The sequence below is a fragment of the uncultured Lactobacillus sp. genome (assembly GCF_947367085.1).
GTDB lineage: Bacteria > Bacillota > Bacilli > Lactobacillales > Lactobacillaceae > Lactobacillus.
This window is the reverse complement of the sequence record NZ_CANBCP010000058.1, coordinates 1-10,916: the sequence shown is the minus strand read 5'-3', so window position 1 is coordinate 10,916 and position 10,916 is coordinate 1. Positions and strand designations below refer to the sequence as shown.

The window sequence follows — 10,916 nt, the reverse complement described above, 5'->3', positions numbered from 1 at the left end:
AAACTAATTTCAACAGCAGTATCTTCTACAAATTCATTTGAAGAAAACATGATGGGATTGTTACTAGAATAATTATTGAGATCATAGCGGGCATTTTTTATTGAAAGATTATAAATCGCGCCGCTTGCCCCTACTCCAAAATATTGATAGTTATCCTTAAACTGCAAGATGTTTTTTCCTGGGCTCAAAAATAAAATTTCATTTTGAGCATCAATTATTCTTACTTGATCTTTAAACTTGCTGAGCGGTTCATGTAAAAACGTAAATAAATTAACAAAAAAATGATCTAACCTTCCACCAGTTGCACCATAAACTTCCAAATATTTTATTTGATAGTCGTTAAATAATGTCCAAAATAGTTGCTCAGAATCAGTAAAGTCTTTAATCGGATGAGAATACCTAATATCACTCACTTTGCTTTCAACAATAGCTAGTTCGTCTTTTTTTAAAGAATCAAAATCACCGACTGCTAAATCGCATTTTAGTCCCAATTCGTGCAAATATAAGGAGCCACGGTCACTTGCCGCAATCATGGCTCCTTTTTGCTTTGCTTTTAATAATCTATTTTTTAAATCTTCTGGCCAAAAATCTTTTGGTCCACCAAGTAGCACTGCAGCTTTCATTTTAGCGCCTCATTTAAAGTATTTATTTGATCGGGAATTACACCTTGTTTAAAGATATATGAGCCAGATACAAAAATTTCCGCCCCAGCTTTTTTTGCTAGCTGAGCAGTCCGGTTATCTATTCCACCATCAACTTCAATTGGGATATTTTTATTAGCTTGCATGATCAATTTTTTTGCCTGTTTAATGCGCTCAGGTGAATCTTCATGAAACTCTTGGCCGCCAAAGCCTGGCTTAACAGTCATTATCAACAACTGATTGATTTCATTAAGATATGGCTTTATCTTTTCAAGGGGAGTATCCGGATTTATTGCGATGCCGGCTCTAACTTTATGTTTATGTAAATAATCTAGCCAATAATCCACTCTATCAGTAGCTTCAATATGAAACTCTAAAATATCGCAACCCGCATCTACAAATAAAGGCAATGTAGTCTCCAAATTATCGCTCATTAAGTGAACTTCAGCTTCAGTTAGAGGATTAGCTAATTTAAAATCCTTAATCAACTCAGGTCCATAAGACAAATTTGGTACAAAATGGCCATCCATAATATCAATATGAAATCGTTCAATTCCACTTTCAATTGCTTCATCGATATCTTGTCCTAATTTCATATTATTTGCATTCAAAATGGAAGGTGCAATCATTCTTATCCCTCTTTACTTCATATATTCAGGCATTTTATTATCTAGAATTTCTTGCCTAATCTTTAAATAATCTTCATAACGACTCGGCAAAATCGTTCCCTCTTCTACCATTTTCTTGATTTCACAGCCAGGTTCTTTAATATGTTGACAGCGTCTAAACTTACAATTGATACTATTTTTCTTAAATTCGTAAAAATATTGTCCTAGATCATCAACCTTAATTTTATATAAGTCAACAGCACTAAAACCTGGCGTATCAGCGATAAAACCTTTGCCATAAACAAATAATTGAACCTGTCTAGTGGTGTGTTTTCCTCGATTTAAAGCTTGCGAGATCTTACCAGTTGCCTGGTTAGCATCTTTTTCTAGCTTGTTAAGTAATGTAGATTTGCCAGCACCCGATTGACCAGCTAAGGTCCAAATTGCATCATTTTCAATTAAGTCTGGAAGCCTGTTTTCTAAGGTGTGACTATCTAAAAAGACTGGATATCCAATTTTTTCGTAATAAGCTAATTTTTCTTTGATTTGCTTTAATTTATCAGGTCTAGCGAGATCACTTTTAGAAAGATAAATAGTTACTCCAACATTTTTCCAAGCAAAAAACGTCAAATAACGGTCCAATAATTCTAAAGAAAAATCAGGTTCAACGGCTGAAATCACTAATAAGACTTGAGCAACATTTGCCACTGCTGGACGTCCGATCTCGTTTTTACGCGGTAAAATCTCTACAAGATAATTCATCCCCTGCTGATCTAACTGCACAATTGCGCGATCGCCGACTAATGGTTTTTGTTTACGGTTACGAAAAACGCCACGCGCTCTAGAGCGAATGACGCCTTTACTAGTCTTCACATCATAATAACCTGAAATTACACTGATAATTGTTCCTTCTACTTTTTCAAGCATTATTTATTAATGTCCTCATCTAAAATCGTATTGCCATCTCTGACAATCTTAATGTGTCCATTACCATTACTCAAATCAAATGGAATAGTATAAGTTTGGTTGCTGGTAATGTATTGGTCACGATAAACATTGCCAATTGAGTGTTTACTATCAGCAATATAAATCTGAATATGGTTACCTTGATGGTTGTCATCATTACCACTTGCTTGATATGGAATTGTGAAGCTCTTAGTTACAGTATTATTTTCAGATGATGAACTGGAATTTGACTTGTCATCATCGGAATCTTTGCCCTTTGAAACAATTAAATGTAAAGTTGATCCGCGATCAACCATTGCTCCGGGTGCAGGATCTTGCTTCATAACAGTTCCTTTTTGAGCTGTGTCAGATTCTTGTTCGGTGATTCTCAAGTTCAATCCATTATCACGAGCATAATCTTGAGCTCCCTTAATCGAATAACCAGTTAAATCTCTTAATTTTATTTGACGTGGCTTATTATTTCTTGGACCACGAGAAACAGTTAAGGTAATCGTCGTATTATCTGGGTTAATTCTTTGACCAGGATCGACATCTTGGGTGATGACATCATTTTTAGGAATATCAGTTGAATAGGCATCAGTCTTATCTACTCTGAAACCTAATTTTTCCAACTTATTTCTAGCAGTTGAATAACGGTAGCCACTTACATCCGGTACTGTTACTAGCTTTGGGCCTTTAGAGATAATCAAATCAATCTTATCACCATTTTTGACAGTTGAACCAGCAGTTGGAGAACTTGAGATAAGATAACCTTTTTTTACCGTTGAAGAATTCTTGCGGGTAACTTTTCCAATTTTTAAACCAGAGGCCAAAATAGAGTCTTTAGCCTGATTTTCAGTTAAATTAGCAACATTTGGTACGCTGACGTCATCTTTTCTCCCTAAGGCAAAAGCCAAAATTAAAACGATGCCTACAAAGGCAATCCCAGCTCCAATCCACCACCATTTATGGCTTTTAATGTTATCCCAAAGAGTTTTCTTTTTACTAGGCTGTTTTGCCTGCTCAACTTCTTGGGTATTTGTTACCGAGCCATTCATGTTGGGCAAGACTATTGTCGCATCTTGATCTAAATTATGCTCTGGTTTAAAGACAGGCTCATTTTTACGATCGGAATCACAAGAAGAATCTAAATCCTTCTTCATCTCTAAAACAGACTTATAACGATCACGTGGATCTTTAGCAGTTGCTTTAAAGACAACATTTTCTAAGGCTTGTGGAATAGCCGGATTTTGCTTACGTAAAGATGGAATTTTTTCTTGGAAATGCTTAAGTGCAACTGCAATCGCATTTTCCCCGCCAAAAGGCACTTGCCCCATCAATAATTCATAAAGAATAATTCCTAGTGAATAAATATCAGATTGCTTAGTAGCTAAACTACCGCGAGCTTGCTCAGGCGACATATAATGCACTGACCCCATCGCAGTATTAGTCTGCGTCATCGTACTTTGATTGAGTGCAACTGCAATTCCAAAATCTACGATTTTAACGTTGCCTTTTTTATCAAGTAAGATATTTTGAGGTTTCAGATCTCGGTGAATAACATTGTGCTTGTGAGCCAGTGCCATTGCATCTAGAATCTGATCCATTATGTTGATTACAGTTTTAACTGGAATTGGATTATTTTTTTGAATATATTCTTCTAGGTCTGGTCCATCCACGTATTCCATAACCAAATAATGACGATTATGATCACTGCCAACATCAAAAATTGACACTATATGAGGATGGCTCAATTCACTAATAGATAAAGCTTCACGTTGAAAACGTTGGATAGTTTGTGGATCTTTTTGAAGGTCTAAGCGTAAGACTTTAACTGCGACTTTTCTCTTCAAAATTATATCTTCGGCCAAATAGACATTGGCCATCCCACCTTCACCTAGTAGCGAAATGATCTTATAACGACCGCCCAAAAGGTAGTCCTTATCAAACACTATTTGTCATCCTCCTTTTGTGTATAGGCAATCAAACAAACAGTAATATTATCTCCCCCGCCTAATCGGTTAGCTTCGTTAATTAACTTATTACATCTTTCTTTTAAGGTTAGATTCTTTGTCGCTAAAATTTGCTGAATTTGAGGATCAGTTAGTGAATTAGTCAATCCATCAGTGCACAGTAAATAAATATCACCTGCATGTACTTCTAAAGTATCAAATTCAGGATTAACTGTACTTGAGACACCTAAAGTTTCAGTAATGATATTTTTTTGTGGATGATTGCGAGCTTGTTGTTTGGTAATTTGCCCCATCTTGACTAATTCATTAACTAAAGAATGATCTTGTGTAATTTGTTTAAAATCATCGCTACCATATAAGTAAGCGCGTGAATCACCTAAGTGAGCGATTAAAACTTTTTCAGCAAAAGCAATTGCCAAAACAATCGTCGTCCCCATTCCATTTAAGTCCGCAAATTTATCTGCAGTATTTAAAATGGTTTCATTTTCTAATCGCAATTGAACAGTTAACCATTTTTGAGCCATTTGAGGATCAGTAAAGTCAGTATGTTCAAAATTATGTCCCAAATGACTTACAGCCATTGTAGAGGCAACATCGCCACCTTGGTGGCCACCCATGCCGTCACATACAATGCCCATAATAATATCGTTTTGATTTTTAAAAACTTTTACAAAGTCTTGATTTGTTTCTCTAACTCTTCCAATACTAGAAGCAAAAGCTGTCTTAATCAAAATTAATTAACCTCGTTTTATAAATTTAGCAATAAAAAATCCATCACTATCATACTGGTTTGGAAGTATTTTTACCATTTTTTCTTGCTTTAAATTTCCAACTTGAATAGGTGCAAGTTCAAAATCTGGATGTAATTGTAAGAACTTTTCAACTACATCTTCATCTTCTTGTTTAGTAATTGTACAAGTTGAATATACTAATTCACCATCTTCTTGCAGCAAACAAGCAACCGAATTGAGAATGTCTAATTGAATCTTACTCAATTTTTCAATGTCAGCCATCGACTTATCATAGCGAATCTCTGGTTTCCTGCGGATTAACCCCAAGCCAGAACATGGCGCATCTACCAATATTTTAGCAAATTGCCTTTGAGAAGAATACTCCCCAGCCTTTCTTGCATCGCAAGTTTTAGTTTTAACTTTTTCACTTACTTTGAGCCTTTTAGCAGCATTTTGAATCAAATTCAATTTATTTTCGTGAATATCAAGTGCTGTAACTTCTCCGCTAGTTAAGTGTTCCGCAATTTGAACGGTTTTTCCACCAGGAGCGGCACAAGCATCTAAGACTTGTTCATCGCCTTTAAAATCAAAAGCATCTACAGCTAGACTAGCTGCACTATCTTGGATGGTAATTTTGCCTTCTTTAAAAAGCTGAGTGTTGGTTACTTGACCAGGATTAACAAATAAATTGTGATTTGTCAAAGGTGTTAAATGGTATTCAAACTTATCTTTGGTCAAATCGTCTTCAACTTCTCTAAGATTGCTATTAGCGGTAATACGAATACTTACTGGCAAAGCTTGATTACCTGAAGATAAAATTTCTTGACCAGTCTTTTCACCAAATAAATTAATAAGATATTTTACCAACCATTTTGGGTAGGAGTACTTGATACTCAAATATTTAACCTTATCTTTAGCACTTGGCAAAATTTCGCCGCGTCGATCCATTGCACGCAAGATTCCATTTACCAAACGAAAGCTGCCGGAATTTTTCTTACTAAATTGCTTAGCCAATTTATTAGCTTCATCAAAAATCGCATTTGTTGGCACCTTTTCTAAGAAAAAATATTGATAAGCAGACATCAATAATAAAGGCTTGATAAATTTGTCTTTAAGCTTAGTCTTAATCAATGGCTTTAGTTGATATTCAAGATAAAGTTTATATTGAATTGTGCCATACACTATTTTAGTTACAAGTGCTTTATCTGCTGTATTCAAATCACTTTTTTGTAAAGCATTATTCAAAGCTATATTTGAATAAGAATTATTGTTTAAAACTTTAATCAAAGTTTCTAAAGCAATACTACGTGCATTAGTCATCGACTATTTTTTCTCCTATTTTAAAATGACTACCTTGACCGTTGATGTATGACTTAATATCCATCTTCTTTTTACCCATCGGCTGAACTTCTAATAGCTCTAAAACAGTACCGTTTGCAAAACTTAGGGCAAAACGCTTTTTATTTGATACTAAACTGCCAGCTGCTAAATCGGTTCTTTCATCAGCTACTTGTGCTTTCCAAACCTTAAAGCGTTTGCCATCTAAAAGCAGGTAAGCTCCTGGATCAGGATTAAGAGCACGGATCAAATTGTTAGCCTGGCTTGCAGTCATTTCAAGAGTAATTTGTTCTTGTTGTTTAGAAATATTGGGTGAAAATACCACTTTATCTGGATCTTGAGCAGTGCGGGTAATTGTATTATCTAAAAACTTAGGAAGCGTTTTTAACAACAAATCACGTCCCATAATACTTAACTTATCAAACAAAATGCCGCTATTATCTTCTGGTTCAATCTTCAATGCCTTTTGAGCAAAAATATCACCCGCATCCATCTTTTTAACCATTTCCATGATCGTAATACCAGTTTCTTTATCACCATTTAATAAGGAATACTGAATTGGTGCGCCACCACGATATTTTGGCAGTAACGAGCCATGAACATTCACTGGGGCAATTTTGGCAGTTTTTAAAAATTTACTTGGTAAAAATTGTCCATATGCCGCAGTAATGATAAAGTCAGGTTCAATTTTCATCAATTCTTCTAGTTCATTAGAACCAGACAATTTAGCTGGTTGATAAACTGGTAGATCATATTTTTGAGCCATTTGCTTAACTTGTGAAGCATGCAAAACCTGCTTACGACCAACTTTTTTATCAGGTTGAGTTACAACGGCTTTCACATCATAACCTTTTTTTACTAAGCCTTCTAAAACAACGCTTCCAAAATTAGGAGTACCTAAAAATATTACTGATGTCATTATTTCAACTTCTTTCTAAATAATTCTTTCAGGTTCATTATCAATATATACATTTAATCCACTTCTTCGAACTTCTTGAGCTTGATCTTGTAACTTGTGAAGTAAAGGATTCAAATTCGGTTCATGTTTATATTTTACCAGTATTTGATAAAAATATTGATTTTTGATTTTAGCAATACTACTTGGTGTAGGACCCAAAATTATGGTTGGTGCATGCAAATGTGCCATTAATTGTCTTTTTATAGTAAAAGCAAATTTGGCAGCGGCTTGCTCATTTTTACTTGCAATTGAAATTAATGTAGTAAAAAAGAACGGTGGATAATTACCTTCATGACGTACTTGCATTTCTTTTCGATAAAATGCTTCATAATTTTGACTTTGTGCAAGTTTAATTGCGTAATGATCGGGATTATAAGTTTGAATCATTACTTGACCTGTTTTTTGAGCTCGGCCTGCTCGACCCGAAACTTGAGTAAGCAGATCAAAAGTTTTTTCAGCAGCATTATAATCTGGCATTTGCAAACCAGTATCAGCATTAATCACACCTACTAGCGTCACATTTGGAAAATCGAGCCCTTTGGCAATCATCTGTGTTCCCAACAAAATATCGGCTTGATGAGCGCCAAAACTATCTAAAATCCGTTTATAGCTTCCTTTTCTGCGAGTAGTATCAACATCCATCCTTAAAATTTTAGCGTCAGGAATTAATTCATTTAATTCTTCTTGGATCTTTTGCGTACCAGTACCTAAAAAACGGATTTCTTTGCTTTGGCAATTAGGACATCGCTGAGGGATTGCTTCTTTGTGACCGCAATAATGACACTGCATATTATGTGTGTCCTTATGATAAGTAAGAGAAATATCACAATTTGGACACTTGATCACGTACCCGCAGGACCGACATAACATAAAGGCTGCAAAGCCACGTCTATTTAGCAGCAATATCACCTGTTCATTTTTTGATAATTTTTCTTTGATGCGGTCAACTAGATTAAGTGATAAATCAAACTGCCCTCCCGCGAATTGAACTTTTTTAAGATCAACAATTTCAACTTCTGGCAGCGCCTTTTTATTTGCTCGATGCTTCAAAAATAAAAGTTCATAAATTCCTTTTTGAGCCCGCGCGCGACTAGCTAAAGATGGCGTAGCACTCCCTAATACCAAAGGGCAGTGATGATACTTACTTCGCCAAATGGCAACATCACGCGCATGATAGCGCGGAGTATCTTCTTGTTTATAAGAAGATTCATGTTCTTCGTCAATAATAATTAAACCAATATTATCTAACGGAGCAAAAATCGCACTACGCGCTCCTACCACCACTTGTGCTTGACCACGTCTAATTCTGCGCCACTCATCATAACGTTCTCCTTCAGATAATGCACTATGAAGCACTGCGACAGATGAGCCAAAACGCTGTTTAACTTGGCGAACCATTTGTGGAGTTAAAGAAATTTCAGGCACTAACATCAGGGCATTTCGTCCTATATTCAAGGCCTGTTGAATCGCATGTAAATAGACTTCCGTTTTACCCGAACCAGTAATTCCCTCTAGCAAAAAGGTCTTATCTTCATGATTTTTAATTGAACTAGAAATTTTATTTAACGCATGTTGTTGATCAGTATTTAAGACAATATTCTTAGCCTCTTTATTTGCTTGGAAATCTTTTAAAGGATCACGGTAAGTTTCAACTGCCTTTTTTCTTAACCACTTTTTTTCTTGGGCGTTCTTTAAGATAGCTGGTGATAAACCTAAATTTTCAACCAGATCTTTACTTTTTTTTGGATAATCAGCTGAATTTTCAATAATATCTTTTAATAAAATATGCTGCTTTTTAGCATTAGCTGGTATATTTTTGATAGTTTCTTGATAAAAATCCAAATCTTGACTTAATTCATACTGATTCTCAACTTTTTTCTTAGCCTTGTTTTCAACCAGATATTCAATTTTAGCCTGATTATTTTTAATTAGCTTTTTAATCAACACCACCTGATCAAGATCAGTGATTTCGTTCAAATCTACCGGTTCTCCTTGAAAAAGAGATAATTTTTTTGTGTTTTCATCAAGTGGAGTTAAAATTTTACGATAGTTTGCTCTCATCACACTTGGTAGCATCGATTGAAGCAATGTAATTCGATAAGCAAATATCTGATTAGCTAAACTATCTGATAAATCGACTAGCTCATTTGTTAAAGGCGGCATTTCATCAATTACTAAAAGTAAATCTTTTAGCTTTCCCTTAAATGAGCTCTTTTCACTAAGTCCCACCACGAAGCCCTGTATTTTTCTAGGGCCAAATGGCACCACTACACGACTGCCAACTTCTACAGAGTCTAAAGCTTCTGGAATATGATATTCAAAAATTCGATCTGTCTGCTTAGCAGACACATCGACAATTACTTGTGCAATCATTTAATCACCTATCAAAAACCCTTCATTGCTACAAACAATGAAGGGTTAAAAATATATTTAGTCAAGACTTGCATGATGTTCAGGATCAATTGTAACTCGTCCTGCTGCAATTTCTTCTAATGCTCTACCAACAGCCTTTGAGGACTTATATTTCAATAAAGCTCCTGGACCTCCAGCTTGTAATTCATGTGCTCTTTTTGCAGCTAAAACTGAAAGTGAATAACGTGAATCAACACGAGCTAATAATTTATCAATTGATGGATATGTAATTCTCATTTTTTAGTCCTCCTTAACCATATTTCTATATTCGTCAATTACCCTAAGAACGCGTACATGCTCAGCTTCAACAATCGACTTAATATGATCAACAGCATTAGCAACAGTATCATTTACAACTGCATAATCATAATCTTCCATCATCAAGATTTCTTTACGAGCTTGCTTCATACGCATGGCAATTACTTGGTCTGAATCAGTGCCACGATTTACAATTCTATGCTTTAATTCATGTAAATCTGGTGGAGTTAAGAAAATAAATACCCCATCTGGCATTAATTTTCTAACTTGCTTGGCCCCGTTGACGTCTATTTCTAATAAAACATCCTTGCCTTCACTCAACATTTTTTTAACAGGACCCAAAGGTGTTCCATAGTGATGACCTACATATTCATTATATTCTAAAAGTTCATTATTCTTAATAGCTTCTTGGAAACGCTCTTCTGAAACGAAATAGTAATCTTTCCCATCTACTTCACCAGGACGCGGCTTTCTAGTAGTCATTGAAACTGAATACTCGAAAGAAAAAGCCTTTTGTTTTACCATTGCACTTTTAACTGTTCCTTTACCGACACCAGATGGGCCAGAGAGGACTAATAATAAACCTTGTTTTGCCATTTTTGCTCCTAACGATAATTGTTTATCATGAATATTTTGCATTAAATCGCATATTATTGCAAGTTTGTACAAAATTTAATCGTAAAAAAATTTAGCTTGCATTTTTAAACAAGTGTTCGTATAATACATATTGCAAACGCTAGTTCGAATAAAGGAGAACATTATGAATCTTGCCAAAACCATCCAATCAAAAATTCATTTATACGCCAAGACTGCTTATCATCACTTTTTTGATTACGACATAGATACTTTAACTACCTACGCCCAGGCTCCAGCTCAAATAATTCGTATATTAGAACACGCACTTTTTTATCGCGAATTTGTTCTCATTACCTATCGTAATGGTAACACAGAAATTGGACAATTGGTTGCTAGAACTAGTAGTGGACGTTTTATACTTAGAAGTCATGATCATAAAATGTATCACATTATCGACTTAGCTGATCTTTTCAATA

The 10,916-nt window shown here is 35.2% G+C and carries 11 protein-coding genes; 1 reads left to right on the top strand and 10 read right to left on the bottom strand.

The genetic code is table 11. From position 1 onward, the window contains the following. The 10 genes from Q0Y70_RS08320 to gmk all read right to left on the bottom strand — a co-directional run. The coding region (locus tag Q0Y70_RS08320; protein WP_297819660.1) for a thiamine diphosphokinase at positions 1–623 on the bottom strand (623 nt) is incomplete at its 3' end. Further along, positions 620–1,270, bottom strand: a complete 651-nt coding sequence (gene rpe / locus Q0Y70_RS08315; protein ID WP_297819657.1) for a ribulose-phosphate 3-epimerase — start codon at positions 1,268–1,270, stop codon at positions 620–622. The genes Q0Y70_RS08320 and rpe, both read right to left, overlap by 4 nt. Positions 1,271–1,282: 12 nt before the next feature. Next, complete coding sequence (gene rsgA / locus Q0Y70_RS08310) at positions 1,283–2,176, bottom strand: ribosome small subunit-dependent GTPase A (RefSeq protein ID WP_297819654.1); 894 nt, start codon at positions 2,174–2,176, stop codon at positions 1,283–1,285. Further along, a complete protein-coding gene (pknB, locus tag Q0Y70_RS08305) occupies positions 2,176–4,146 on the bottom strand; it encodes a Stk1 family PASTA domain-containing Ser/Thr kinase (RefSeq protein ID WP_297819651.1) in 1,971 nt (656 codons plus the stop codon). Before pknB ends, rsgA begins: the two co-directional genes overlap by 1 nt. Further along, positions 4,146–4,898: a Stp1/IreP family PP2C-type Ser/Thr phosphatase gene (locus tag Q0Y70_RS08300; RefSeq protein ID WP_297819648.1), complete on the bottom strand. Its 753-nt coding sequence runs from the start codon at positions 4,896–4,898 to the stop codon at positions 4,146–4,148. Before Q0Y70_RS08300 ends, pknB begins: the two co-directional genes overlap by 1 nt. A 6-nt stretch (positions 4,899–4,904) precedes the next feature. Continuing rightward, a complete protein-coding gene (gene rsmB / locus Q0Y70_RS08295) occupies positions 4,905–6,218 on the bottom strand; it encodes a 16S rRNA (cytosine(967)-C(5))-methyltransferase RsmB (RefSeq protein WP_297819645.1) in 1,314 nt (437 codons plus the stop codon). After that, positions 6,211–7,155, bottom strand: coding sequence for a methionyl-tRNA formyltransferase (gene fmt / locus Q0Y70_RS08290; protein ID WP_297819642.1), 945 nt, complete (start codon positions 7,153–7,155; stop codon positions 6,211–6,213). The genes rsmB and fmt overlap by 8 nt, the downstream gene beginning before the upstream one ends. A 15-nt stretch (positions 7,156–7,170) precedes the next feature. Next, positions 7,171–9,567, bottom strand: a complete 2,397-nt coding sequence (gene priA / locus Q0Y70_RS08285) for a primosomal protein N' (protein ID WP_297819639.1) — start codon at positions 9,565–9,567, stop codon at positions 7,171–7,173. Between the two features lie 57 nt (positions 9,568–9,624). After that, positions 9,625–9,843, bottom strand: a complete 219-nt coding sequence (gene rpoZ / locus Q0Y70_RS08280) for a DNA-directed RNA polymerase subunit omega (protein ID WP_297819635.1) — start codon at positions 9,841–9,843, stop codon at positions 9,625–9,627. A 3-nt stretch (positions 9,844–9,846) separates the two neighbouring features. Continuing rightward, positions 9,847–10,461: a guanylate kinase gene (gene gmk, locus Q0Y70_RS08275; protein WP_297819632.1), complete on the bottom strand. Its 615-nt coding sequence runs from the start codon at positions 10,459–10,461 to the stop codon at positions 9,847–9,849. Positions 10,462–10,624: 163 nt separating this feature from the next. Between gmk and Q0Y70_RS08270 the strand changes: the two genes are divergently transcribed. Beyond that, positions 10,625–10,916: hypothetical protein (locus Q0Y70_RS08270; protein WP_297819628.1), on the top strand; the 292-nt coding region annotated here is incomplete at its 3' end.